General features: G+C 67.7%; 19 protein-coding genes. 5 read left to right on the forward strand and 14 right to left on the reverse strand.

Annotated elements, in window-relative coordinates; all coding sequences use genetic code 11:
• Positions 1 to 371 precede the first annotated feature (371 nt).
• From AC5O77_RS04820 to gap, 3 genes are all read right to left on the reverse strand, one after another.
• The gene (locus AC5O77_RS04820) at positions 372 to 1,748 is read right to left on the reverse strand and encodes a DUF3999 domain-containing protein (RefSeq protein ID WP_049422663.1); all 1,377 of its coding nucleotides are present in this window, start codon (positions 1,746 to 1,748) and stop codon (positions 372 to 374) included.
• The gene (locus AC5O77_RS04825; RefSeq protein ID WP_494506546.1) at positions 1,745 to 4,420 is read right to left on the reverse strand and encodes a DUF2339 domain-containing protein; all 2,676 of its coding nucleotides are present in this window, start codon (positions 4,418 to 4,420) and stop codon (positions 1,745 to 1,747) included. Before AC5O77_RS04825 ends, AC5O77_RS04820 begins: the two co-directional genes overlap by 4 nt.
• 125 nt (positions 4,421 to 4,545) lie before the next feature.
• The gene (gene gap / locus AC5O77_RS04830; RefSeq protein ID WP_032127866.1) at positions 4,546 to 5,550 is read right to left on the reverse strand and encodes a type I glyceraldehyde-3-phosphate dehydrogenase; all 1,005 of its coding nucleotides are present in this window, start codon (positions 5,548 to 5,550) and stop codon (positions 4,546 to 4,548) included.
• A 193-nt stretch (positions 5,551 to 5,743) separates the two neighbouring features.
• Here gap and AC5O77_RS04835 point away from each other — a divergent pair, with 193 nt between their 5' ends.
• From AC5O77_RS04835 to AC5O77_RS04845, 3 genes are all read left to right on the forward strand, one after another.
• Entirely contained in the window at positions 5,744 to 6,373 is a 630-nt protein-coding gene (locus AC5O77_RS04835; RefSeq protein ID WP_478057692.1) for an OmpW/AlkL family protein, read from the forward strand.
• Between the two features lie 547 nt (positions 6,374 to 6,920).
• Positions 6,921 to 7,739, forward strand: coding sequence for a S1/P1 nuclease (locus AC5O77_RS04840; protein ID WP_049437097.1), 819 nt, complete (start codon positions 6,921 to 6,923; stop codon positions 7,737 to 7,739).
• 11 nt (positions 7,740 to 7,750) lie between these two features.
• On the forward strand, positions 7,751 to 8,551 hold the full coding sequence (locus AC5O77_RS04845; RefSeq protein ID WP_478057691.1) for an MBL fold metallo-hydrolase: 801 nt from the start codon (positions 7,751 to 7,753) through the stop codon (positions 8,549 to 8,551).
• 57 nt (positions 8,552 to 8,608) lie between these two features.
• On the opposite strand, the gene AC5O77_RS04850 is transcribed toward AC5O77_RS04845, so the two are convergent.
• The 3 genes from AC5O77_RS04850 to AC5O77_RS04860 are packed head-to-tail and all read right to left on the reverse strand — an operon-like array spanning position 8,609 to position 10,768.
• Positions 8,609 to 9,172, reverse strand: coding sequence for a hypothetical protein (locus AC5O77_RS04850; RefSeq protein ID WP_032127863.1), 564 nt, complete (start codon positions 9,170 to 9,172; stop codon positions 8,609 to 8,611).
• On the reverse strand, positions 9,169 to 10,410 hold the full coding sequence (locus tag AC5O77_RS04855; RefSeq protein WP_478057690.1) for a M56 family metallopeptidase: 1,242 nt from the start codon (positions 10,408 to 10,410) through the stop codon (positions 9,169 to 9,171). The genes AC5O77_RS04850 and AC5O77_RS04855 overlap by 4 nt, the downstream gene beginning before the upstream one ends.
• Positions 10,403 to 10,768: a BlaI/MecI/CopY family transcriptional regulator gene (locus AC5O77_RS04860; protein ID WP_014648244.1), complete on the reverse strand. Its 366-nt coding sequence runs from the start codon at positions 10,766 to 10,768 to the stop codon at positions 10,403 to 10,405. Before AC5O77_RS04860 ends, AC5O77_RS04855 begins: the two co-directional genes overlap by 8 nt.
• Before the next feature lie 118 nt (positions 10,769 to 10,886).
• Here AC5O77_RS04860 and AC5O77_RS04865 point away from each other — a divergent pair, with 118 nt between their 5' ends.
• Entirely contained in the window at positions 10,887 to 11,444 is a 558-nt protein-coding gene (locus AC5O77_RS04865; RefSeq protein ID WP_032127861.1) for a flavin reductase family protein, read from the forward strand.
• Positions 11,445 to 11,478: 34 nt separating this feature from the next.
• Complete coding sequence (locus AC5O77_RS04870) at positions 11,479 to 13,431, forward strand: acetyl-CoA hydrolase/transferase C-terminal domain-containing protein (RefSeq protein WP_478057689.1); 1,953 nt, start codon at positions 11,479 to 11,481, stop codon at positions 13,429 to 13,431.
• A 127-nt stretch (positions 13,432 to 13,558) separates the two neighbouring features.
• On the opposite strand, the gene tkt is transcribed toward AC5O77_RS04870, so the two are convergent.
• The 8 genes from tkt to AC5O77_RS04910 all read right to left on the reverse strand — a co-directional run bounded on the left by tkt (position 13,559) and on the right by AC5O77_RS04910 (position 24,089).
• Positions 13,559 to 15,556 (reverse strand): transketolase, encoded by a 1,998-nt coding sequence (gene tkt / locus AC5O77_RS04875; RefSeq protein WP_478057688.1) that lies wholly within the window; start codon positions 15,554 to 15,556, stop codon positions 13,559 to 13,561.
• Positions 15,557 to 15,754: 198 nt separating this feature from the next.
• A complete protein-coding gene (locus AC5O77_RS04880) occupies positions 15,755 to 17,074 on the reverse strand; it encodes a dicarboxylate/amino acid:cation symporter (protein ID WP_032127858.1) in 1,320 nt (439 codons plus the stop codon).
• Between the two features lie 57 nt (positions 17,075 to 17,131).
• Positions 17,132 to 18,847, reverse strand: coding sequence for a BatD family protein (locus AC5O77_RS04885; protein WP_494506547.1), 1,716 nt, complete (start codon positions 18,845 to 18,847; stop codon positions 17,132 to 17,134).
• On the reverse strand, positions 18,844 to 20,682 hold the full coding sequence (locus tag AC5O77_RS04890) for a tetratricopeptide repeat protein (protein ID WP_478057686.1): 1,839 nt from the start codon (positions 20,680 to 20,682) through the stop codon (positions 18,844 to 18,846). The genes AC5O77_RS04885 and AC5O77_RS04890 overlap by 4 nt, the downstream gene beginning before the upstream one ends.
• Positions 20,679 to 21,683 (reverse strand): vWA domain-containing protein, encoded by a 1,005-nt coding sequence (locus tag AC5O77_RS04895; RefSeq protein ID WP_478057685.1) that lies wholly within the window; start codon positions 21,681 to 21,683, stop codon positions 20,679 to 20,681. Before AC5O77_RS04895 ends, AC5O77_RS04890 begins: the two co-directional genes overlap by 4 nt.
• Positions 21,680 to 22,129: a DUF4381 family protein gene (locus AC5O77_RS04900; protein WP_012511972.1), complete on the reverse strand. Its 450-nt coding sequence runs from the start codon at positions 22,127 to 22,129 to the stop codon at positions 21,680 to 21,682. Before AC5O77_RS04900 ends, AC5O77_RS04895 begins: the two co-directional genes overlap by 4 nt.
• Positions 22,126 to 23,055 carry a DUF58 domain-containing protein gene (locus AC5O77_RS04905; RefSeq protein WP_478057684.1) on the reverse strand — a complete coding sequence of 310 codons (930 nt, stop codon included), beginning with the start codon at positions 23,053 to 23,055 and terminating at the stop codon, positions 22,126 to 22,128. Before AC5O77_RS04905 ends, AC5O77_RS04900 begins: the two co-directional genes overlap by 4 nt.
• Before the next feature lie 8 nt (positions 23,056 to 23,063).
• Complete coding sequence (locus AC5O77_RS04910) at positions 23,064 to 24,089, reverse strand: AAA family ATPase (protein ID WP_478057683.1); 1,026 nt, start codon at positions 24,087 to 24,089, stop codon at positions 23,064 to 23,066.
• Positions 24,090 to 24,161 lie beyond the last annotated feature (72 nt).

Genomic DNA, 24,161 nt, shown 5'->3' on the forward strand with positions numbered 1-24,161 from the left:
TGGCGGAGCGGATGGCAAAGGCGGAAGCAAGAGCGACTTCTGCTGTCGGAGAAAAATGTAGAGCCGAGCCGATGCTCGGCTGGACGTTTCGCGAAGAGCAGCCGAGCGTGGGCTCGGCTCTACAAGAAGCGCGCAGCCAAGCTGCTTTTGCTTTTGCTCTTCATTTTTTTCTTCCGTGGGTGGACGCACCCGGAAATTGTCAGAGGCCGGGCGCGTGGGCTGGGCAGGGGTATCCGCGCCATGGATGGCGCGGCTAAGCCTCCAAGGACGGATTCACGGCGTCCCCTGCCCAGCCCACCCGCCCGGCCAAGCACGGCTGTTGCTTTACACGACCAACCCCACCCACGAGGGGCTGCGCCGTTCGCCGGAACCTACGCCGAAGGCGCAGGTTTCTGCCGAAGCAGGCTGACCGCCAGGCCGCCAACAACCAACACACCCAGCCCCAGCAACGCCCACAGCAGCCACGACTTCCAGTCGTGCTGCGGCTTCAGTGCCGACTCACCGGCCAGCGGCTCCGGGCTGCCCTCCAGGCGCGCCAGCGTCGGCTGCCACGACGGATCATTGCGCTGCCGCAGCTCCTCGATCAGCACACCGATCGGCGCCTCCATCCGGCGCGCAGTCGAGCTGCCCACCGCCAGCGCATACGGCGCCGCGCCCTGGCTCAGGAACACCAACACTTCCGGCTGATAACCCAGACGCAGGGTTGGAGCCGTCGCCGTTTCAGCCGGATTCGCTACCAGCTTCCAGTAACGATCCCGATGCACACCGCCCAGCGGCTGCGCAGCCGATTGCTGACGCTGGCCCTGCGCGCCCTGCTGCAGCTGATAGGCAATCCACGGTGCACTACGGCGCTGCCATTCCGCGCTCTCGTCATCGCGGCTGAACAATGTCCACTGCACCAGGCTGTTGTCGGTGCTGGCCACGTCGGCACGCGCCGCCGGGAAGCGGCCATCCATCTCGAAGGTGTATTCGCCCTTGCGCTTCGAGGTCGGTTCCAGCGACAGCCACTCCCACGGCAGTGTGGCCGGTGCCGGCGGCAACTCGGCCAGTACGCTGCGCAGCGTTGGCAGACGGGCATCGCCCTGCGCCAGCACACGCAGATAGCGCGCTTCACCATCCACCTGCAGACGGCGCTGCAGCAGGCGCTTGCCGGCGCGCTGCAGATCCACCAGCGGAATGTCGCGGCCAATCGCACGCCAGTGCTGCAGGTCGTCGCTGACGTCCAGCTGCACCTGTGCCTGCAACGGCTGGCCACTATCCGCCCAATCCAGCACCAGTGCCGCCAATGGTTGCTGGCCGAGCACGCTGGCATCGATCAGCCAACCGCCCTGCCCGTTCGCTACCGCACCACCACCCACACGCGCCTCGACCCGGCGTACGCGACCATCGGTATCGCGCTCGGTCAGCAACTGCAGGTCGTTGCGCTGCGCTTCGGCCAGCGGCGGCAACGCGAACCACGGCAGCTCACGCTGCACCGGCGGCTGTGCCAGCGGCTGGTCCGGCGCCAGCAATGCCGACGGCAACGATTGGCCGGCGGCATTGAACACCTGCACATCGCCCAGGTCCGCACTACCGGCGCGACGGTAGATCGCCGGTTCCAGCACGACACGGTAGGCACCCGATTGTGCGCTGGACAACGTAAGCGGCCACTGCTCGGCGTACTGGGTACGGTAATCGGCGGCCTGTGCGGTGACGGCGGCCAGCATGCCGAACATCGCCGGCAGCAGCGCCCTGCTCCACGTCTTCATTGTTTTTCCTCCACGGTCGGCGCCGCGCTCGGCGGTGCCGGTGCCAGATAACCCACGACCGTGCACAGCAGGCCGTAGGCGATGAACGATGCGATGCCCAGCAGGTTGCCCAGGTGCTGGCGATCGACGATGACCAGCTTGGCCAGCACCACGCCCATCAGCACCGCACCCACCATCCACAACACGCGCTGGCCACGGCGCGAGCCCCACACCCAGGCAATCACGCCGAGCACGCTCCACAGCACGGTCAGGCTGGTCTGCGCCAGGCTGAAGCGCATCATCGACGCGTTCCAGGACAGGCCGCCCCACTGATGCACGCCATGCAGCACAACGCTGGTCAACGCGACGAAGGTTGCCAGTGACAGCAGCGGCATGCGGATACCCAGCAGCGCCTGCGGCGCCTGATCGCTGTACAGCCAACGCGCCAGCAGCAGCAGGCTCAGCCACTGCCCGATCTCCGCCGGATTCAGCACCGGCAGCCACAGCAGCGGCGCAGCATCGCCCGGCAGCAGCTGGCCGGACAGCCAGCCGATCGACAACAGGCCGAACAGCACGCACTGCAGCGGCTGGCGCACGCGGTCGAACGCTGCACCCAGCGGCCAGCGCAGCGCATTCCAGCGCCACAGCGACAGCGCCGCCATCAGCAGCCACGGCAGCGTCACCAGCAACGTGGTCCAGCCCTGTGCCAGCCCGGCTTCACCACCGCCCCACAGGGCCAGCAGCGAAAGCAGCGACGGCCACAGCAGCCACCACAGGAACTGCGCGATGCGTGCCACGGTATTGCCGCCCTGGCGCAGGCACAGCAGCGTGCGCACGCCCAGCACCGCGAACACCGCCCAGGCCAGCGCGCCGTAGCCGGCGAACGGCTGATGGTGCGCGTCGCTCTGTATCAGCGCCAGTGGGAAGCCCAGCGCCAGCATCGCGAGTGCGGTCACCCCCAGCGCACGCGCCGGCTGGCGCCGCTGTACTTCGGCGGCCAGCCATGCGGTAACGGCAGCCAGCACCAGCAGTGCATCCACTTCGGTGCGGTACGGGAAGAAACGGGTGATCTCGTGCACCAGACCACCCAGCCACCACAGCAGGCCCCACAGGTAGTAGACCAGGGCAATCTCGTGGCGCTGCCTGCGCTGGTAGCTCCAGGCCGACGCGAAGCCGGCAACGGCCAGCAGCAATGCACCGATCGCGGTCGGGTTGAGCAGGAAGCGCAGGTCCTCATGCCAGTGATCGCCACCGGCCACGAAAGCGAACGCCGCGCCCATCTGCAACAACGCACCGGACACCTGCGGCAGCCAGCGCTTCTGGCGCAGGCCCAGCCAGGCCAGGCCTGCACCTTCCAGCGCGAACACCGCGCCGGTGGCACGCGCCGACAAGGCCAGCGGCACCGCCAGCGTGGCGAAGCCCACCGCCAGCACCGCATGCGACTGCGCCAGCACGGTGTACGACGCGCGCGCAATCAGTGCCCGCGCCAGTACGGCGTAGATCGCCGCCAGGCCCAGTGCGCACAGCGCCAGCGTCATCGGCTGCTCGTGCAGCATGCCGGCCTGCAGCGAGAAGGCGACCAAGGGCGTACCGAACACCAGGCTGCCGTCGACCAGGTCACGCCGCCCGGCGGGCTGCCGGCGTGCGTACAGCAGCGGGATCAGCAGGTAGAAGGCGAAGAACAGCAGCAGGAACGGCTCGGTGCTGCTGAACTTGTCCGGCGCGTACTGCAGCACGCCCCAGAACGTACCGATGCCGAAGGTGAAGGCGAAGCCCAGCAGGTTCAGCGCGCGCCACGGCCGGAACCAGGCAATGGCGAAGATGCCGGCGTTGAGCACCGCGTAGTAGCTGAACAACCCCACGTGGTTGCCGCTGCCGGTGGACAGCCACAGCGGTGCCATGAAGCCTGCGAGGATGCCCAGCACCGCCAGCGTGCGCGAGTTCTGCACCACCGCCAGCACGCACAGCCCGGCCACCAGCGCGATCGAACTGGCGAAGGCAAACCCGGGGTTGAGCAGCTCGAACCGCTTGAACGCGGCGAAGATGGTCAGCAGCAGCACGCCGATGGCACCGCCCTGCAGCGCCAGTGCGAACAAGCGCCGGCGCTCGCGCTGATGCCAACCGAACGCCAGCAGGCCCAGCGCACCCACGGTGACACCGGCCAGGCGCAGCTCGATCGGCAGCACCAGCCAGCCTTGGTCACTGACGTACTTCAACAGCGCGGCAACACCGGCCAGCAGCACCAGCATGCCGATCTTGACCGGCACGTTGCCCTCGGTGAACCAGCGTTTGACCGCTCCGATGCCGCGCTCGATGAAGTTCGGCAGCGTCGGTTCGGAAGGCAACGGCGGCTGCACTGGCACGGGTGGCACCGGCGGTGGTGCGACCGGGCGCGACGCCTCCGCTGCCGCAGGCACCGGTTCGTGCACCGGCGGCGGCGTTGGCTGGGGGGGAGGCGGCGCGGCAGCCGCCACCGGCCGCAGGAACGGCGGATCGGCGCCAGCCGCAGGCATGGGCGCAGCCCGTTCCGGCGCAGGCTCGGCTGCAGCCGGGCGGGCGGCCGGCGCGGCGGCCAAGGCACCTTCCAGCGCGGCCACTCGGCGGCGCAGGCCGGCAATCATCACCAGCGCCACCACCAGCAGCAGCGGGATGGCCAGCAGAACCAGTACCACCAGGGCTATCAATGCTTCCATTGCATGCTTCCATTGCAATCCCGCGCCCCAGCGGCAGCGGTCGACCGCCCCATGCTACGACAGGGCTGGCCCCATAAACGACGAACCCCGGCCAGGCCGGGGTCCGTGCGCGATCTTGGCCGGCCTTACTTGGCGGCGACGACCTTGGCCATTTCCAGGCACTTGTTCGAGTAACCCCACTCGTTGTCGTACCAGGTGACCAGCTTGACGAAGGTGCCGTCCAGGGCGATACCGGCTTCGGCGTCGAACACCGAGGTGCAGGTCTCGCCGCGGAAATCGGTGGCCACGACCTTGTCTTCGGTGTAACCCAGGATGCCCTTCAGCGGGCCTTCGCTCTGTGCCTTCACTTCAGCGCAGATCTCGGCGTAGGTGGCTTCCTTTTCCAGCTCGACGGTCAGGTCGACCACCGACACGTCCGAGGTCGGGACACGGAAGCTCATGCCGGTCAGCTTCTTGTTCAGTTCCGGGATGACCACGCCGACGGCCTTGGCCGCACCGGTGGACGACGGAATGATGTTTTCCAGGATGCCGCGGCCACCACGCCAGTCCTTGTTGGACGGGCCATCGACGGTCTTCTGGGTAGCGGTAGCCGCATGCACGGTGGTCATCAGGCCACGCTTGATGCCCCACTTGTCGTTGATGACCTTGGCCAGCGGGGCCAGGCAGTTGGTGGTGCACGACGCGTTGGAGACGATCGCCTGGCCGGCGTAGGTCTTGTCGTTCACGCCGTAGACGAACATCGGCGTGTCGTCCTTCGACGGAGCCGACATGATGACCTTCTTGGCGCCGGCATCGATGTGCTTCTGCGCGGTTTCCTTGGTCAGGAACAGGCCGGTGGATTCAATCACCACGTCCACGTCCACTTCGTTCCACTTCAGGTTGGCCGGGTCGCGTTCCTGGGTCAGGCGGATCTTCTTGCCGTTGACCAGCAGGTCGTTGCCCTGCACCGCCACGTCAGCCTTGAAACGGCCGTGCACGGAGTCGTACTTGAGCATGTACGCCAGATAGTCCGGCTCCAGCAGATCGTTGATGGCCACGATTTCGATGTCGTCGCCGAAGTTCAGCACCGCCGAGCGCAGGACGTTACGCCCGATGCGACCGAAACCGTTGATACCAACCTTGATTGCCATGTTCTCAAGCTCCTGCGGCCGCGACGGGTGCGGCGGGATGGATAGGGCCCACAAGTCTAGCAAACCGGGGCTGGCCACCGCCGGCCAGCCCCGGCAGGCAGCAGGCCGGCGGACAGGATTTGATCCGGATCAAAGCGTTAGCGCGATGTGAGGCCGAGACTGGCTGCATCCACCCAGCAACGAGATCACCCCCATGCGCAAGACCTCCCCCCTGATCGTGGCCAGCCTGGCCGCCGCCCTGTCCCTCGCCGCCGCCCCGGCCATGGCCCAGTCCAAGGGCGACTGGACCGTTTCGGCCGGTATCCACCAGGTGGCACCGAAGTCGAACAACGGCTGGCTGGCCAACGGCACCCTGAAGGTCGATGTCGACAACGACGTCAAGCCGACCATTACCGGTGAATACTTCATCGCCGACAATCTGGGCATCGAAGTGCTGGCCGCGCTGCCGTTCAAGCACGACATCAACATCAACGGGCTCGGCCGCGTGGGCAGCACCAAGCAGCTGCCGCCGGTGGTGACCGTGCAGTACCACTTCAACAGCAAGGGCAAGGTGTCGCCGTTCATCGGTGCGGGCGTGAACTACACGACCTTCTTCAGCGAAGACACCACCGGTGCGCTGAAGGACAGCCGCCTGAAGCTGCAGGATTCGTGGGGCCTGGCCGCGCATGCGGGCGTGGACTTCGCGATCGGCGAGAAGGGCGCACTGCGCGTGGACATGCGCTGGATCGACATCGACAGCAAGGTGAAGTTGAACGGCGAGAAGATCGGCACGGTCAACATCGATCCGCTGGTCTACGGCGCTTCGTACGTCTTCAAGTTCTAAGCGGTGTGTTGAGCGCGGGGGCTTCGCCCCCGCTCCCCCGCTACACGCAAAACCCTCGCAGCATGTTGCCCCGGTGATTGCCGGGGCTTTTTTGCTCCTGGGACTGAAGCGGTTTCGGAGCTGGGGCGAGGCGGGACACGCCGTTAACCCATCCATGGGGGCTCGATGGCGCCATCCATGGCGCCAACGGTCCCGGCTCTGCTCCCCGCCTCGTCCCTTCCCATCACTGCGCGCGTGCCAGCTCAAGCAAAGGCAAGAGCAGAACCCGTGCATCCGAGGCGCAATGATTGCCTGTAATTGCAGGAGGCCGATTCTGATCCTGCATTTGTTTTTGATGTTGCCTTTGACGTTTGCATCCGCCTCCGCGGCCATGTTGGATGGGGGCTGCAGGGGCAGGCGCTGCGGGACCGTCCGCGGCATGGATGCCGCGGCCGAGCTTACAGGGACGTACTTGCAGCGTGTCCCGCAGCGCCTGCCCCTGCAGCCAGCCCCAAGCAGACAGGAACGCGCCGCTCTTCAATCCACCTGCCCCCGCTAGAATGTGCGCATGAAAGCCCTGCACTCCCTGTTCCTCGCCGCCGCCCTGGCGCCGGCCCTGCTGTCCGTCTCCGCCCCCGCCCATGCCTGGGGCGCGCAAGGCCACCGTCTGGTCGCCGAAGTCGCCGACGCCCGCCTCAACCCCGCCGCCCGCGCCGAAGTGGACCGCCTGCTGGCCACCGAACCGGATGCCACCCTGGCCAGCATCGCACCGTGGGCCGACCAGCTGCGCGCCAAAGACCCGGGCCTGGGCCGTCGCTCGGCCGGCTGGCACTACGTCAACATCGCCGAAGACAACTGCCACTACGAAGCACCGAAGCACTGCAAGAACGGCAACTGCATCGTCGAGGCCCTGAAGGCACAGAGCGCCATCCTCGGCGACCGAAGCCTGACCGACGGCGAGCGCCTGCAGGCGCTGAAGTTCGTCGTGCACCTGGTCGGCGACATCCACCAGCCGATGCATGCCGGTTACGCCCACGACAAGGGCGGCAACGACTTCCAGCTGCAGTTCGGCAACCGCGGTACCAACCTGCACTCGCTGTGGGACAGCGGCATGCTCAACACCCGCAAGCTGGACGACGCCGGCTATCTCCCGCTGCTGCAGAGCCAGCGCGCGCCGAAGCTGGCGCGCCAGTCCAACCCGCAGCGCGACCCGCAGACGTGGGCCGAGGCCAGCTGCCGCATTTCCATGCAAGCTGGCGTTTATCCGGCCACGCGTAAAATCGGTGACGAATACACCGAGCGCTACCGGCCGCTGGCCGAAGCGCAGCTGCGACTGGCCGGTGAGAACCTGGCGCAGTTGCTGAACCGCGTGCTCGGCACGCGCTGAGGAGAGTTCCGATGCCGGTCCAGGTGCAGTCGTTCTTCCACCGTGACAGCAACACCTTCAGCTATCTGGTCAGCGACCCGGCCAGCGGCGAGGCAGCGCTGATCGACCCGGTCCTGGACTACGACCCGGATACCGATGCCAGCAGTGAAGCGCCGCTGCACGCCGCGTTGCAGGCCATCGAACAACAGGGCCTGCAGCTGCGCTGGCTGCTGGAAACCCATGCCCACGCCGACCATGTGTCAGCTGGGCGCCGCCTGAAGGAGCGCTTCCCGCAGGCCACGCTGGCCATCGGCGAAGGCATCCGCGCGGTGCAGGCCACCTTCGCACCGCGCTACGGCCTGCAGCTTCCTGCGGCCGATGACATCTTCGATCACCTGTTCAGCGATGGCGAAACCTTTACTCTGGGCGAACTGCGCTGTCAGGTGATCGCCGTGCCCGGCCATACCAGCGACAGCATCGCCTACCTGATCGACGATGCGCTGTTCACCGGTGACTCGCTGTTCATGCCCGACGGCGGTACCGCCCGCTGCGATTTCCCGGGTGGCGATGCCGCGCAGCTGTACCGTTCGATCCAGCGCCTGCTGGCCCTGCCCGATGCGACCCGCGTGTTCGTCTGCCACGACTACGGTCCGGGTGGTCGTGCATTCGCCAACGAAACCACCATCGGCGAACAGCGCGCACACAACATCCACGTGCATGACGGCGTGGCCGAGGCGGAGTTCGTCAGCGTACGCCAGGCACGCGATGCGACGCTGGAAGAACCCAAGCTGATGCAGCCCGCGGTGAAGGCCAACATCCAGGGCGGGGCCTGATCCACGCCGCTGCGCTCGCCGGGCATGGCCCGGCGCTGCCCCGGTCATCGCAAGCGGTCATTTTCCCTGCGTACGCACCACGTGCTGTCCCTTCACGATCTCGAAGGTGAAGGCATACTGCAGGGTGACCGCCACCGGCTCGACGCGCTCGGCGCCGCGACAGTCGCCACGGTCGGCAGGCACCTTGCCAGCCGCGAAGTGGCAGACCGCTGCGGACGAGTACTTCCACATCGCCACGGCTTCCTGCGCCGCCTGCAGCAGGGGCGCATTCTCGCCTGCAGCACCTGCCGCGCACTCAGGGCGATCGGTCAGCGGCACGCTGCGTTCGACACTGCCCTGTGCATCAACCACCACCTGCAGGCAGATGGTGGTCGGTGCCAGCTCCGCACGCGGGTCACGATCACCGACCTCCGGATCCGGCGCCGCGTACAACTGCGGCATCCGGTAGCCCTCGCTCGCGCCCAGCGAATACGTCTGCACTTGCCCGCTGCCGCCACCGGCCTGCGGCTGCAGGCGCTGATGGCCGACATTCTCGCTGCGGGTATCAACGGTGGTCAGGCGATCCTGGGTCGCGCATCCTGCCAACAGCGCCGCCATCATCAACAGCGGCGCGGTCTTCACTGGGAGTCCTCGGTGTTGTCCATGGCATAGGTGATCGGAATCTTCACAGCCCCTGCAACGGGCTTTCCGTTCTTCATCGCCGGACGATAGGTCCAGCTCCGCGCAGCGGCGATCGACACCGCATCGAACACACCCGGATTGGTTGCACTGAGCACCTGGACGTCAGTCGGATGGCCGTTGGCATCCACGTCCACGCGCAGGTTCACCACGCCCACCTGGCGCTGTTCGATGGCGGACTTCGGATAGGACGGTGGCGGCATCTTGTCGACCTGGATCGGACGGTCCAGCCCCGCCTTGGCCGCATCTTCTTCAGCATGTTCGAACGGCTCGACGCTGATCGACGGCACGCCCGTCGCGCCACCCTGGCTGGCCCACGCCACCGCTCCCATTCCCAGGCACAACCCGACCACCAGCACCTGCCCCGACACCCACGGCAATGCCTTCCGCTTGGACTGCTTCAACATGGCGATACGCTCCTTCAACACGGGTTGGCTGCGCCAATGGCAGACCGCGGGCGCAACCGGATGGACCAGCTGCGCCTTCAGCAGCGTGCTGGCGTAGAGACCGCGCAGCGCAGGCTGCGGGGCAATGGTGCGGGCATCGCAGGCCAGCTCCTGGTCACGCAGGAATCGGCGGGCCGCCCACGGCAGAAGCGGATGGAACCAGAACACCGCGCGTGCCATCAGCAGCGCCCCATTGGCCCAGTGATCGCCATTGCGACGGTGGCTGCGCTCGTGCTGCAGGATCAGGCCCTGCTCCTGTGCGGTGAACTGCTGGTCGAAATCCGGGCCTACCACGATGCGCGGACGCCACAGGCCGACCAGCGCGGGCAGGCCCGGGTCGGCGCTGGCCTGCCAGCTGCCATCGGCGCGTGCACACAGTTGGCCCATGCCACGTTCAAAGCGCCGCTGCGCACGTAGATCGCGTAGCAGACAAAGGACCGCTCCCACCATCCATGCCAGCAGCAACAGCCCGGCCCACGGCAACGACTGCCCTGCCATGCCTTCGACGGCGCCGGGTACCACTTTCAGCGGCAGCGTTGGCACATGCTCCAGAAGTGCCACCTGCGGCAACGGCAGCATCAGTGCCAGCAGCAGCAACGGCAGCAACCACCAGCTGCGGTAGGCCAACGCCACGCCCCCCAGCCGCACCAGCAAGGGTCGCAGCACCGCCAGCACGACCACACCCACCGCCAGCCACAGGCTGGCCTGCCACAGCCCATCGAGCAGCTCAGTCATGGTCCAGCTCCTGGATCAGTTTCTTCAGTTCGGCGATGTCCTGCGCACTCAACTGGCCCCGTTCGCTGAAGTGCGCAACCAGCGGCGCAACGCGCCCTTCGAAGACACGACCAATGAAGTCCTGGCTCTGCGCCTCCACCCAGGCCTGCCGCTGCAGCAGCGGCCGGTACAGGTAGCGCCGGCCATCGCGCTCGGCAGTAATCGCGCCCTTGGTCAGCAGGCGGTTGAGCAGGGTCTTGATGGTCGGCTCGGCCCAGTCGCGGTGGGCCAGTGCGGCGACCACGTCATCGGCGCTACGCGGTGCCTGCTGCCATAGCACCTCCATCACAACGGCTTCGGCTTCGCTGATCGGGGTCATGGTTTACATCCGTAATCGACGGCCTGATTACGCGCGTAATCGAATCGTCTGTCAAGCCCCTCGACTCCAGGTTCATCCCGGCTGCGCCAGCATCGATTCCTCCCGCCCCAGGCCCCGGATGAAAGCGCTGCCCAAGAAGGAATTCCCGGTCGAGCAGGCCCGCCGCTTCCTCGAACCCGGGCCGGTCGTGCTGGTCAGCACCGCCTGGCGCGGCCAGCGCAACCTGATGACGATGGGCTGGCACATGGTGATGGGCTTCTCGCCTTCGCTGGTCGCCACCTACCTGTGGGACGCAAACCACAGCCATGCGCTGGCGCGTGGCAGCGGCGAGTGCGTGATCAATGTGCCGGGTGTGGAACTGCTCGATACCGTGGTGGACATCGGCAACTGCAGCGGCCGCGAGGTCGACAAGTTCGCCCGTTTCGAGCTTGATGCGCTGCCCGCGCGCGAGGTCGGCGCGCCGCTGGTCGGCCAATGCCATTCGTGCTTCGAATGCCGCTTGTACGACGACAGCCAGGTGGCGTCGAACAACCTGTTCATCTGGGAAATCGTGCGCGCCCATGTTGCGCCCCGGCCGAAACTACCGCGCACGATGCATTACCGGGGCGATGGGCAGTTCATGGTGTCTGGCGCCGAAGTCTCGCGTCGACGGCGGTTCAAGCCCGACATGCTGTAATGCCCGCACTCCCCCACACGCAGGACCGCCCCGCATGACCGAACACCTCACCGACCTGGACGCCGCCGTCGACTGGTTGTTTGCGCGCGTGGACGGGCCGCTGCGGATCGGAGCACCGCTGGCACTGGGCAAGCCGCATCGGCTGCTCAATGCCCTTTACGCACGCGTCGAGCACGATCCGTCGCGGCCACTGCAGCTGTATACCGCGTTGTCGCTGAACCCGCCGAAGGCGCGCGGCAACGGCCTGGAAGCGCGCTTCATGGCGCCGTTCGCGCAGCGCCATTTCGGCGACGATTTCCCACGCCTGGCCTATGCCGATGCGATCGCGCGCGACGCGTTGCCGGCACATGTGCAGGTGGAAGAGTTCTACATGCAGTCCGGCGCCCTGCTCGGCTCGCGGCAGGCGCAGTCCAGCTATACCAGCCTGAACTACACCCACGCCGCCGATGCGGTGGCGCAGCGCGCGCCGCAGGTGATCGTGCAGAAGGTGGCGATGCGGCCGAACGACCGCCGGCTCTCGCTGTCGTGCAACAACGACATCACCCAGGACACGCTGGATGCGATGACCGCTCGCGGGCTGCCTCGCCCGCTGCTGATCGCCGAGATCGATCCGCAGCTGCCCTATATGGGCGGCTCGGCTACGGTCGATGTGTCGTTCTTCGATCTGGTGATCACCCCGCCACCGCCGTATCCGGCGCTGTTCGGCCTGCCGCGGCAGCCGGTCGGCGATGCCGACTACGCCATTGGCCTGTATGCCAGCACGCTGGTGCGCGACGGCGGCACCCTGCAGATCGGCATCGGCACGCTGGCTGATGCACTCAGCCATGCGCTGGTGCTGCGCCACACCGACAACGCGCGCTACCGCCGTGTACTGCACGCGCTGGATCCGCAGCTGGTCAGCCATCCGCTGGTGCAGGAGATCGGCGGCGTGGACCCGTTCGAAGTGGGCCTGTACGGCTGCAGCGAGATGCTCAACGAGGGCTTCCGCCGGCTGGTACAGACCGGCGTGATCAAGCGCAAGGTGCACGACGATCTGGCGCTGATGCAGCGCATCGAGAACGGCAGCACCCTGTCCATCGACCATGCCACCCTGGCTGCCGAAGGCGAGTACCTGCATGGCGCCTTCTACCTGGGCTCGCCGGAGTTCTACGAGTGGTTGCGCACGCTGCCGGAAGACGAATGCCGTGCGATCGGCATGCGCCGCATCAGCGAGATCAACCAGCTGTACGGTGGCAACGAGACACTGGAACGCCTGCAGCGCCGGCACGCGCGCTTCTTCAACTCCTGCATGATGGCCACCGCGCTGGGCGCGGCGGTGTCGGATGCGCTGGATGATGGACGTGTGGTGTCCGGCGTGGGTGGCCAGTACAACTTCGTGGCGATGGCACATGCGCTGCCGGAAGCGCGCAGCGTGCTGATGTTCCGCGCCGCGCGAGATGACAAGGGCCAGCGCGAATCCAACGTGCGCTGGAACTACGGGCACACCACCATCCCACGCCACCTGCGCGACATCTACCTCAACGAATACGGCATCGCCGACCTGCGCGGCCTGACCGACGAGGACTGCGTGCATGCGATGATCGCGATCACCGAGGCCCCGTTCCAGGGCGGCCTGCTGCAGCAGGCACACGCCTCGCGCAAGCTGCTGGCGGCCACGCAACCGGATCCGGAGCGCCAGCAGCGCAACACGCCGCAGGCACTGTCCGCGGCACTGGCACCGTTCCGCGTCGATGGCAGCCTGCCCGACTATCCGTTGGGCAGCGACTTCAACGAGATCGAGCAGGTGCTGGTGAAAGCGCTGGGCTGGTTGAAGGCCAACACGCAGACCCGCGGCGACAAGCTGCGTACCGTCTGGGCAGCGCTGCGGCAACCTGCCGGCGATGGCGATGCGGTGTACCTGCAGCGCATGGGCCTGCAGGCACCGAAGGATTTCGCAGAGCGCCTGGACGCGCGACTGCTGCGCCTCGCACTGGCGCGCACCGCCTGAGAAAAGGGGACGGAGGGGATTAAGTCGTATGTGCACATACGACTTAATCCCCTCCGTCCCCTTTTTCTTCCGGCAACGAGAAAGGCCGGCTTGCGCCGGCCTTTCCTTTGCTGCGCCGAGAGGCTGCTTACAGCGCCTTGGCGGCTTCCACCACGTGGGCGGTGGTGATGCCGAAGTGCTTGTACAGCTGGTCGGCCGGGGCCGAGGCACCGAAGGTGTCGATACCGATCACCGCACCGTCCAGGCCGACGAACTGGCGCCAGAAACCGGTGACGCCGGCTTCCACCGCAACGCGTTTGCGCACGGCGTTCGGCAGCACCGATTCACGGTAGGCCGCATCCTGGCGCAGGAACACGTCGGTGGACGGCATCGAGACCACGCGGGTCTTGAGCCCAGCCGCGTCCAGCTGGGCCTTGGCTTCGGTCGCCAGCGAAACTTCCGAACCGGTGGCGATCAGGATCACGTCCGGGGTACCGGCGGCATCGGCCAGCACGTAGCCACCGCGCTCGATCTGGGCGATCTGCTCGGCGCTGCGCGGCTGGTGCGGCAGGTTCTGGCGGCTGAACACCAGGCAGCTCGGACCATCCTGACGGGTGATCGCGGCCTTCCAGCTCACCGCCGACTCGACCGCATCGCACGGACGCCACACGTCGTTGTTCGGGATGTAACGCAGCGAGGCCAGGTGCTCCACCGGCTGGTGGGTCGGGCCGTCTTCGCCCAGGCCGATCGAGTCGTGGGTGTAGACGTGGATGGCGTGGGCCGGAATCAGCGCGCTCATGCGCACGCCGTTGCGGGCGTAATCGCTGAACACCAGGAAGGTAGCGTCGAACGGAATGAAGCCGCCATGCAGGGCCAGGCCGTTGGCAATGGCGGTCATGCCGAACTCGCGCACGCCGTAGTACACGTAGTTGGCGTTGGCGTCGTCGCTGGCAACCGACTTGCTGCCCTTCCACAGGGTCAGGTTGGAGTGCGCCAGGTCGGCCGAGCCACCGACGATTTCCGGCAGCAGCGGGGCGTAGGCTTCGATGGCCAGCTGCGAGGCCTTGCGCGAGGCGATCGTCGGGCCTTCAGCGGCCACCTGGGCGATGTAGGCATCGGCCTTGGCAACGAAGTCGGCCGGCAGCTCGCCGTGCGAACGGCGGGTCAGCTCGGACGCTTCATCCGGGTACTGGCTGGCGTACTTGTCGAACAGCTGTTCCCACTCGGCCTGGCGCAGCGTACCGGCACCATTGGCGCGCCAGCCGTCGTAGATCGCCTGCGGGATCTCGAACGGACCGTATTCCCAGCCCAGCTGCTTGCGGGTGGCTTCCAGCTCGTCCTTGCCCAGCGGAGCGCCGTGGCTGGATTCCTTGCCCGCCTTGTTCGGCGAACCGAAACCAATGGTGGTGCGGCAGCAGATCAGGGTCGGCTTGTCGCTCTGCGACAGCGCGGCCTCGATGCCGGCCTTGATGCTTTCCGGGTCGTGGCCATCAACATCGCGCACGACGTTCCAGCCATAGGCCTCGAAACGCTCCGGGGTATTGTCGGTGAACCAGCCCTCGACGTTGCCGTCGATGGAGATGTGGTTGTTGTCCCAGAAGCAGACCAGCTTGTGCAGGCCCCAGGTACCGGCCAGCGAAGCGGCTTCATGCGACACGCCTTCCATCAGGCAGCCATCGCCCATGAACACCCAGGTGCGATGGTCGACCACTTCCAGCTCCGGGCGGTTGAAGCGCTGTGCCAGCAGCTTCTCGGCCAGGGCGAAGCCCACGGCATTGGCGAAACCCTGGCCCAGCGGGCCGGTGGTGGTTTCCACGCCCGGGGTCTCGTGGCGTTCCGGGTGGCCGGCGGTGTGGCTGCCCAGCTGGCGGAACAGCTTCAGCTGCTCGATCGGCAGGTCGTAACCGCTCAGGTGCAGCAGCGCGTACTGCAGCATCGAACCGTGGCCGTTGGACAGCACGAAACGGTCGCGGTTGAACCAGTGCGGGTTGCTCGGGTTATGGCGGAGATAGTCGTTCCAGAGGACTTCGGCGATGTCGGCCATGCCCATGGGCATGCCGGGGTGGCCGGACTTTGCGGTTTCAACCGCATCGGCGGCAAGGAAGCGGATGGCGTTGGCCAACTGGCGACGGGTAGGCTGCGTCATGGTTCTGTCGGAATCGGGAGGCGGCCGCGGACGTGCGGGCGGCCTATTGTCCCATAGTCGCCGGGCGGGGGGTCGGTTCACCTTGCCCGGTCGTGCTGGCCGCTGGCCGGCAGTTGCGCAGAATTCAATGAAGATCATGAAGTTGCCGGCCAGCGGCCGGCACTACCACCCCCGGAGTCCGGGGGCGGGAATCCGGTCTCAGTCCTGCTGCGGGCCCAGCGCCGGGCCGTCGTGGGACTCGCCCTTGGCCACCAGGGTGGTCAGGGCCAGGTCGCCGGTCACGTTCAGCGCGGTACGGCACATATCCAGGAAGTGGTTCACGCCCAGGATCAGGCCGATGCCCAGCGGGTTCACGCCCACCATCGCGCAGATCATCGCCACCACCGGCAGCGAGCCCGACGGCACGCCGGCCGTGCCGATGCCACCGAGGATGCAGACCGCCATCACCATGATCTGCTGGCCGATGCTCAGGTCCACGCCGAAGAACTGGGCCAGGAAGATCACGGTCACGCCCTCGAACAGCGCGGTGCCGTTCTGGTTGGCGGTGGCGCCCACGGTCAGCACGAAGCGCGACACGCGCTGCGGCAGGCCCATCTGGTCGGCCACGCGCAGCGCGGTCGGCAGGGTGGCGTTGCTGGAGGCGGTGGAGAACGCCATCACCGTCGCTTCCTGGGTATCGCGGAAGAACGACAGCGGCGAACGACCGGACAGCCATACGGCCGTACCGTAGCTCACCACCATGTGCAGGCCGAGTGCCAACACCACCACGCCCACGTAGGCACCGAGGCGGATGATCAGCTCGAAGCCGAACAGCGCGGCCAGGTTGAACATGAAGCAGGCCACCGCATACGGGGCCAGGCGGATGACCAGGTTGATCAGGGTCATCGAAATTTCGAACACGCCTTCGATGGCGCGGCGCAGCGGCGCGACCTTCTCGTTGTCGGTCAGCACCATGCCGATGCCGAACATCAGCGCGAAGAACATCAGCGACAGGATCGCGCCGTTGTCAGACGCGGCCTGCAGCACGTTGCTCGGCACGATCGACAGCAGCATGTCCATGCCCTTCGGCGTGCCGTGGATGCCCGCGACAATCTCCTTGCTGCGCTCGGCGTTCTCCGACAGCATCATCGCAGCGACCTGCGGGTCGACGCCGACACCCGGCTTGAGCAGGTTCACCAGCACCAGCCCGATGCCCACGGCAATGCCGGACAGCAGCACGGTATAGGCCAGGGTCTTCCAGCCGATGCGGCCAAGGGCGCGGATGTCGCCCATCTCCGACACACCCATGATCAGCGCCGAGAAGATCAGCGGCACGATCAGCATGAAGATCAGGTTGAGGAACAGGCCCGACGCCGGGGTGGTGATGTAGTCCATTACCCACTTGGCACCGGCCTGCAGACCATCGACGCTGCCGCCCAGGGCGTGCACGATCAGTCCCAGGATCAGGCCGATCGCAAAGCCGATGCCCATCTTCCAATGCAGGGGCAACTTCTTCTTGTCGGCAGCAGCTGCTGTCATGCGCGGGTTTCCTCGAAAAATGAATGCACTCTAACAAAGCGCGCAAGCGGCGCCGGTTCAGGTTCGCCGCGGCGGATATAGCGGCGCCAGGCCAGTGTCAGCGGTCTTTGCTGCCGCCGACCAGTGCGGTCCGTCACGGAAGACCTCGCGCAGGCGCGTGCGCAGCGGCGCCAGGTCGCCCTGCCCACCCCAGCGCGCCTGCTGCAGGTCCTGCAGCACCTGTCGCTGTCCGGGGTCAGCCAGGCGGTCGATGACCTGCTCGATACGTTCGACACCGGCCATTGCACACAGCTGCGCTTCGACCTGATCAAACCCTTCACCATCCAGCGCGCGGCGCAGTTCGGCCACGCCGGCACGTCCAGTCGCCACAGCCGGCACAGCGCCCTTGGCCGCCACGGGCGCCGCCACGCGCGGGCGACGGCCTCGCTGCCAGCCCCACAACAGCGTCAGCAGCCACAGCAACGCCAGGCCGATGGCGGCGCCCATCCACGGCCATGGCCGCTCGGACAAACCACTGGCGCGCGGATCGGTCGCCGCGATACGGCTGTCCTGGCCATCGCCATCCGGCAGCGCCGCATCGGTGTCGATCGGCGGCAGCGGTGCAGGTGACGCACTGCCCCCCCCGTTACCGGCCACCACGGCCAGCGTCAGGTCCGGCAGCTTCGCTTCCTGTGCCTTGCCATTGCGCACGTCCCACCACGGCAGGCGCGGCCCCGGCACCACCAGCGAACCCGGCTGGCGCGGCACGATCGAATAGCGGCGGGTGATCTTCAGCCGCGGCGTACTGCCATTGAAGGTCTCTTCGTACTGCGCAGGTTCGGCGAACACCTGCGCGGCGTTACCGACGTCGGGCACCGGCAGATCGGTGAACTGCGCGCGGGTGGCACCTTCGGCAATCGCCTCCACCACCACGTTGGCCGCCTCGCCGGTACGGGCGCTGGTCGGTGCACTGGTGTAGCGCAGCTGCAGGCCCTGCAGCGGCAGCCATGGCTGCGGCGCCTGTGCCGGTTGCGCCTGCACCTGCAACGTGCGATCGGCGCCGGTGGCATTCATGCGCCCGTCGCCGCCGCCGAAGAAGTCGTCAAAGAAGCCACCGGCACTGCGCCCGCTGAAGCGCGCACCGGCAAGCCGAAGCGCACCGCTGCGCTCGGGGATCAGCAGGAAGCGCCGCTCGACCACGTTGTAGCGGCGGCCGTTGACCTGTCGCACATCGGTGCGGTCATCGCCCACCCGCTGCAACGACGCACCGGCCGGTGTATCCAGCACCAGTTCGCCGGAGGCCAGCTGCGAGGCGAAATACAGGCGCACCACCACGCCCACGCTCTGCTGCACGTACGGCGTATCGTCATCGACAACAGTTTCGATGAAGGCCATCGCATTGCTGTCCGGCCCGGCCACGGCAGCCGCATCCACCTGCAGCGTCAGCGGCGCGGTGCGCACACTGCCCACCTGCAGCCCCGGCACCACCAGCGCACCGCTGCGCCGCGGCGTGAGCGCCACGCCATACAGATTGCGCTGCTGCATGCTGCCATTGCTCCACTCCACCTGGCGGCTGCTGGTCTGCCCGCTCAGGTCGAAGTCGGTACGCAATGGCGCGAAGTCCGGGGCACCCTGGTCGCTCTCGACATTGAGCGTGACCGTGTCGCCCATCGCGATGCGGTCGCGGTCCAGCCACGCGCGCGGCTGCGCCCAGGCGAGGAGTGGCAGCCACAGCAGCAGTGCCGCCAGTACCTGTAGTGGCCAGCGCCCGTGCATGTTGATCGCCCGCGTCATCGCCCTTCCCTCTTCCTGCGTTCGTTTTCCAGCTGGAACTTGGCCCGCAGCAATGCGCCCGGATCATCCGGCACACGCCGCATCCACGCCTCCACCGCCTGCTGCTCCTCGCGTTGGCGTGGGGTGGTGCCGTCGCTGCCTGGCACGGGCTTGCCATCCTGATCGCCTTTGCCCTCACCTGCCTGCTGAATGGCCTGCTGCATGCGCTGGCGCTGCTGCTCATCAGCCTGGGCCTGCGCCTTGGCATCCTCCACCTGTGGCGGCGCCTGCTGTCCATCGCGGCCGCGCTCGCCGGGCTGCGGGCTCGACTGGTTCTTGTCGTCACCGGGATTGGGCTGGCCCTGCTGACCCGACTGTGGCTGTCCCTGACCAGGATTCTGCTGGCCCTGTTGCGGCTGCTGGCCCTGCGGATTCTGCTGGCCCTGTGAATCGTTCTGCTGCTTCTGCTGCCCGTTCTGCGGTGGCTTCTGCTGATCCTGGCCTTTGCCACCCGACGGCTTGCGCTTGCGCGCGGCATCGACCACGGCACGGTTGGCGACCGCATCGGCCATGCCGGGATGCAGTGCCAGCGCGCGGTCGTAGGCGGCAATGGCTTCGTCGTAGTTGCCCTGGCGAGCCAGCGTATTGGCCAGGTTGTACCAGCCCGCATCGCTGTCGATGCCCTCGAACTGCTTGCGGGCACTGGCGAAATCACCGTTGCGGTAAGCCTGCGCACCTTCGGCCAGACGCTGGTGCTGCACCTGGTCGGCGCGCTTCCACAGCGTGCCCTGCGCCGGCGGTGCGGCCGGCACCGCAGGCGCCTGCGCCTGCACATCACTCATCCATGGCAGCAGGCCCACCGCCAGCACCGCCGCCAGCAGCGCGCGGCGACGGAAAGCCAGCAGCGCCAGCAGCATCACCGGTGGCAGCAGCCAGAACCCTTCATCACGCCATTGCTTGCCCTCGCCGGGTCGCTGCGCTGCAGTACCCTCGCGTGCATCAAGTACGCCCAGCGCACGCAGATCACTGTCATCGGTGGCGATGCGGGCATAGCGGCCTCCGCCTGCGGTCGCCACCGCACGCAGGCTGCCTTCATCCAGCGCGGCCTGGCGGATCTGCCCAGTGCCATCCCGGTACGCCGCACCGGCAGATGTGCCCAGCCCCAGTACCGACACCTGCATGCCGAGGCTGCGCGCCTGCGCTGCGGCCAGTGCCGCTTCATCATCCGCCTGATCGCTGACCAGCAGGATCTGCCCCCGCAATGCCCCGATCTGGCGCATCAACCGCGTCGCCCAGTCGATGCCACGGTCGGCGCGTTGTCCGTCGCGCGGCATCACATCCGGCGACAGCGCGTCCAGATACAGCGCGACGTTGCTGCCGTCATCGGTCAGCGGTGCCACGGTGTAGGCATCCTCGGCATAGACCACCAGGCCCACCTGGCCACCCTGGCGGGCACGCAGCAGCTCGCCCACTTTCGCCCGAGCCTGCAGCAGGCGCGACGGCGGCAGATCGGTAGCATTGATCCGGCTGGACAGATCCAGCACGACCAGCAGCGGCGCGCTGGCCTGGAACATCGGTTGTGCCTGCTGCCGCCAACTCGGCCCGGCCATGGCCAGCGCTGCCAGGGTCCAGCCCAGCAGCACGGCCCAGGGCAGGCGTGCACGGCGGCGCGTGCCCGCAGCCAGCAGATGCGGCAACAGGTGGGCATCCACCGCTGTTCGCCACACGTCGCTGCGCCGCTGCCGATACAACGCCACAGCGATGATCAACGGCAGCGCCAGCAACGCCCACAGCCATTCCGGACGCAGGAAGTGCAGCGCGTTCCAGTCGGGAAGATTCGAAACCAACGCGATCATCGGCGACGCTCCGGCCACAGCCAGGCCAATGCGCCCAGCAGCAAGGCCAGGCCCAGCGCCCATGCATAGCGTTCCTCGCGCGGTCGCAGGCTTGGTCCCTTCGCAGCGATCGGCTCGAGCCGGTCCAGCTCGGCATAGATGCCGGCCAGCTGTGCAGTGTCGCGGGCGCGGAAGAACTGGCCGCCGGTCATGCTCGCGATCTTCTTCAAGGTAGCCTCGTCGACCGGATCCTGGTCGGCGGAAATGGGAATACCGAACAGGCGCATGCTGCCATCACCGCCAAAGGCGACGGTGTGGATACGCACGCCCTCGGCACGCGCGACTTCGGCGGCACGCAGCGGTTCCAGCACGCCGGCATTGCTGACGCCGTCGGTCAGCAGAATCAGCACGCGCTGGCCTTCAGGCTGGCTGCGCAGGCGCTTCACCGCCAGGCCGATGGCATCACCGATGGCGGTCTCGCGCCCGGCCAAGCCGACCACGCTGTCGCGCAGCTGGTCGCGCACGCTGGCCAGATCGGCCGTAAGCGGCGTCAGCGTGTAGGCGCGGTCGCCGAAGATCAGCAGGCCGATGCGATCACCGGCACGACGATCAAGGAAATCGGCCAGCACCGCCTTCGCGGCAGTGAGGCGATCCACCGCCTGCCCGCCCAGCACCATGTCGCCCTCGCCCATGCTGCCGGACACGTCCATCGCCAGCATCATCTGCCGGCCTTCCTGCGGCGGCGTGATCGCCTCACCCAATTGCTGGGGACGCGCCAGCGCCACGCACAGCGCGCACCAGCCCAGCCACAGCAGCAGCGTGCGCAGCCACGACACATCGACGCGGCCGCCACCGGCCAGCGCTTCCAGTTCGGTGGCCGCATACGGCACGCGCAGCGCAGCGCGCGGATCGGCACGGCGTTTCCACCAATGCATCAGCAACGGCAGCGGCAGCGCCAGCAGGGCCAGCGGCCATGCCAGCTGCAGGTCCGGCCACGGCCAGTAACTCGCCAGCACGTTCATCGGCGGCGCTCCAGCAGCAGCGCCAGGTAGCGCTCGCGCGCCCAGCGGCGTACTGCGGCCACCTCGTTGACGTCCACGCGTGGGCGATAGGCACCTTCGGCCAACAGGCTACGGCGTGCTTCCGGCAATGTGCCCTGCGGATCCACGCGCTGCCACCAGGCCTCATCGCGCAGCGACTCGCTGCCCGGACGCGCATGGCGGGCGGCGCGACGCAGCAGTCCCGCAATGGCCGCCAGTTCCGCAACGGCGTCGTGGCTGGCAGCCAACTCCTGGTCGAACAGCTGCAACCAGCGCTGGTGACGACGGCGGCGGCGCCACCACAGCACAGCCACCACCAGCAGCACCAGCAGCAACACGCCACCGATCATCAGGTAGCCCGGTGCCGGCGGCCACCAGGATGGTGGCGGCGGCAGCTGCACATCACGCAGCGGCAGGTTGGCGCTCATGCCGGCACCTCGGTCGGGGATGGCGCCAGCCAGGCATCGCTGGGCGCGTCGGTGGACAGCACCTGCACGTCGACACTGCGCGCACCGAGCTGACGCCGCAGCTCCTGCAGCGGTTCAACGAAATGCGCCTGCCAATGGGCCTGCACCTCGCTGCGGCGCAGGTCGAGGCCAATGCGCTGCTGCAGGGTCTGGAACTGCAGCGGGGCCGACGGCGGCTGCAGTTCCAGCGGATCGACCAGCAGCACCAGGCTGAGGTCGTGATGCTGGGCCAGCGCGCTCCAGCGTGCCGGCGGAATGCGGATGGCCTGCTGCGGATCGGCCAGCACCAGCATGCGCGCACCCGGGCGCAGCACGCGGCCGGCGTGGTCCAGCGCGCGCTCCAGGCCCAGATCATCGGCAGGCGGCTGCGCATACCAGCGGGTCAGTGCGTCGAGCACGCGCAGCACGCCGCGCGGACCGCCTGCGGGGGCAATCGGTGGTTCACGGTCGCTGCCACGCAAGGCGCCGATGCGATCGCCACGGCGCTGCGCCGACCACGCGGCGACGGCGCCGGCGCGTGCGGCCTGCACCGACTTGAAGCGCACGCGGGTGCCGAAGTACAGCGACGGTGAAGTATCGGCCACGATCAGGCTGACCCGCTCGCGCTCGGCCTGGAACAACTTGGTATGGGCACGACCGGTCCGTGCGGTCACCCGCCAGTCGATATGGCGTGCATCGTCGCCGGCCACGTACTCGCGTGACTCGGCATATTCCATGCCGCGCCCACGCAGCGGCGACGGCGCCTGCCCGGCATTGCCGGCACGGCCACGGCGCGGCGGTGGCGGACGCTGCGCCAGCCGCCGCAGTGCCACCAGTTCGGCCAGCTGTGGGCGCAGCCCGTCACCGTCACTGACGCTGGGTACGTGTTCCAGGGATCGATCGGTCATGCGCAGGCTCAGGGTGCCGGCACCCGGGCCAGCAGTTCCTGCACCAGGCGCTCGCCATCCCAGCCTTCAGCGGTGGCTTCGTAGCTGGGCAGCACGCGATGGCGCAGCACGTCGGCAGCGACCGCGCGAACGTCATCGGGGGTGACGAAGTCGCGATCCGCCAGCCAGGCGCGTGCGCGCGCACAACGCTCCAGCGCGATCGAGCCGCGCGGGCTGGCGCCCCAGGCGATGCGGCGGCCGAGGCCGGCGTCATAGCGCGACGGGTCACGCGAGGCCAGCACCAGCTCGATCAGGTAGCGCTCCAGCGCCGGCGCCATGTGCAGGTCCAGCACTTCGCGCCGGGCATCGAACACATCCTGCATCGGCATCTTTTCCGGTACCGGTGCCGACTCGCCCAACGCACCACGGGCGCGCTCGCGGGCCAGGCGCAGGATTTCCGATTCGGCCGCCTGGTCCGGGTAGCCAATGCGCACGTGCATCAGGAAACGGTCCAACTGCGCTTCCGGCAGCGGGAAGGTGCCTTCCTGCTCGATCGGGTTCTGCGTGGCCATCACCAGGAACAGCGGCGGCAGCGCGTAGGTGTGGCGGCCCACGGTGACCTGGCGCTCGCCCATCGCTTCCAGCAGTGCCGACTGCACCTTGGCTGGCGCGCGGTTGATTTCGTCGGCCAGCAGGATCGGATGGAAGATCGGGCCGGGTACGAATTCGAAGCGCCCTTCCTGCGGGCGCCAGATTTCGGTGCCGGTCAGGTCGGCCGGCAGCAGGTCCGGGGTGAACTGCACGCGGGCGAAGTCGGCCTCCAGGCGCGAGGCCAGCGCGCGGATCGCCGTGGTCTTGGCCAGGCCCGGAGCGCCTTCCACCAGCAGGTGGCCATCGGCCAGCAGCGCGATCAGCAGGCGTTCGACCAGCGCGGCCTGGCCGACGATCTCGGCCGACAATGCGTCGCGCAGCCGGCTGAAAGCGGCATGCAGGCGGGAAGTGGCCGGCGCGGACGGCGGCGAGACGGTTTCGGGCATCGGCGGTGGCAGGTTCATGGGGGCCTTTGACCGGCGCGGGACGGCACGGGTTCCCGACATCATCGCAGGGTGCCCTGCGAATGGCATCAA

The organism is Stenotrophomonas sp. INTA L402-1, from assembly GCF_059295135.1.

What these genes read in the sequence shown, in the direction of transcription:
- tkt (WP_478057688.1), bottom strand. Translation starts at nt 15,556, where the DNA reads ATGACGCAGCCTACCCGTCGCCAGTTGGCCAACGCCATCCGCTTCCTT.
- AC5O77_RS04905 (WP_478057684.1), bottom strand. Translation starts at nt 23,055, where the DNA reads ATGACCGATCGATCCCTGGAACACGTACCCAGCGTCAGTGACGGTGAC.
- AC5O77_RS04855 (WP_478057690.1), bottom strand. Translation starts at nt 10,410, where the DNA reads ATGACTGAGCTGCTCGATGGGCTGTGGCAGGCCAGCCTGTGGCTGGCG.
- AC5O77_RS04880 (WP_032127858.1), bottom strand. Translation starts at nt 17,074, where the DNA reads ATGACAGCAGCTGCTGCCGACAAGAAGAAGTTGCCCCTGCATTGGAAG.
- AC5O77_RS04825 (WP_494506546.1), bottom strand. Translation starts at nt 4,420, where the DNA reads ATGGAAGCATTGATAGCCCTGGTGGTACTGGTTCTGCTGGCCATCCCG.
- AC5O77_RS04885 (WP_494506547.1), bottom strand. Translation starts at nt 18,847, where the DNA reads ATGACGCGGGCGATCAACATGCACGGGCGCTGGCCACTACAGGTACTG.
- AC5O77_RS04845 (WP_478057691.1), top strand. Translation starts at nt 7,751, where the DNA reads ATGCCGGTCCAGGTGCAGTCGTTCTTCCACCGTGACAGCAACACCTTC.
- AC5O77_RS04895 (WP_478057685.1), bottom strand. Translation starts at nt 21,683, where the DNA reads ATGAACGTGCTGGCGAGTTACTGGCCGTGGCCGGACCTGCAGCTGGCA.
- AC5O77_RS04835 (WP_478057692.1), top strand. Translation starts at nt 5,744, where the DNA reads ATGCGCAAGACCTCCCCCCTGATCGTGGCCAGCCTGGCCGCCGCCCTG.
- AC5O77_RS04890 (WP_478057686.1), bottom strand. Translation starts at nt 20,682, where the DNA reads ATGATCGCGTTGGTTTCGAATCTTCCCGACTGGAACGCGCTGCACTTC.
- AC5O77_RS04820 (WP_049422663.1), bottom strand. Translation starts at nt 1,748, where the DNA reads ATGAAGACGTGGAGCAGGGCGCTGCTGCCGGCGATGTTCGGCATGCTG.
- AC5O77_RS04910 (WP_478057683.1), bottom strand. Translation starts at nt 24,089, where the DNA reads ATGAACCTGCCACCGCCGATGCCCGAAACCGTCTCGCCGCCGTCCGCG.
- AC5O77_RS04860 (WP_014648244.1), bottom strand. Translation starts at nt 10,768, where the DNA reads ATGACCCCGATCAGCGAAGCCGAAGCCGTTGTGATGGAGGTGCTATGG.
- AC5O77_RS04865 (WP_032127861.1), top strand. Translation starts at nt 10,887, where the DNA reads ATGAAAGCGCTGCCCAAGAAGGAATTCCCGGTCGAGCAGGCCCGCCGC.
- gap (WP_032127866.1), bottom strand. Translation starts at nt 5,550, where the DNA reads ATGGCAATCAAGGTTGGTATCAACGGTTTCGGTCGCATCGGGCGTAAC.
- AC5O77_RS04870 (WP_478057689.1), top strand. Translation starts at nt 11,479, where the DNA reads ATGACCGAACACCTCACCGACCTGGACGCCGCCGTCGACTGGTTGTTT.
- AC5O77_RS04900 (WP_012511972.1), bottom strand. Translation starts at nt 22,129, where the DNA reads ATGAGCGCCAACCTGCCGCTGCGTGATGTGCAGCTGCCGCCGCCACCA.
- AC5O77_RS04840 (WP_049437097.1), top strand. Translation starts at nt 6,921, where the DNA reads ATGAAAGCCCTGCACTCCCTGTTCCTCGCCGCCGCCCTGGCGCCGGCC.